This is a genomic window from Achromobacter sp. 1011791174 (assembly GCF_059760925.1).
Window position 1 is genome coordinate 1 of sequence record NZ_JCBANH010000206.1, and the last position, 595, is coordinate 595.

A 595-nucleotide genomic window follows, 5' to 3' on the forward strand; every position below is an offset into this window, starting at 1 on the left:
TACGAGGAACAGCTGCAGCAGTTCGTGTATCACTCGGGCGCCTTCATGAAGCCGCTGTTCTCGGCGGCCAAGCGTATCGTGCGCGAGGGCGGCCCGGCGCGCATCGTGTTCTCGGAAGGCGAGGACGAGCGCGTGCTGCGCGCGGTGCAGGTGGTAGTGGACGAAGGCCTGGCGCGTCCGATCCTGGTGGGCCGGCCGTCGGTGCTGCTGGCCCGCATCGAAAAGCTGGGCCTGCGCCTGCGCCTGGGGGAGGACGTGGAAGTCACCAACCCCGAATATGACGAACGCTTCCATCAGTACTGGACCACGTACTGGGAGCTGATGTGCCGCCGTGGCATCACCAAGGAGATGGCGCGCGTGGAAATGCGCCGCCGCATGACGCTGATCGGCGCGATGATGGTGCATCTGGGCGACGCCGACGGCATGGTCTGCGGCTCGGTGGGCGCCTATCACGACCATCTGCGCTTCGTCGACGAGGTCATTGGCCGGCGTCCCGGGCACAACGTCTATGCCGCCATGAACATCCTGCTGCTGAACGAGCGCACGGTGGTGCTGGTGGACACGCACGTCAACGACGAACCCACGGCCGAGCAGA

At 66.1% G+C, this 595-nt stretch carries 1 protein-coding gene; it reads left to right on the top strand.

Annotated elements, in window-relative coordinates; genetic code table 11:
• On the top strand, positions 1-595 hold a 595-nt coding region (locus AC6LJ5_RS30335), incomplete at both ends, for a phosphate acyltransferase (protein ID WP_498142454.1).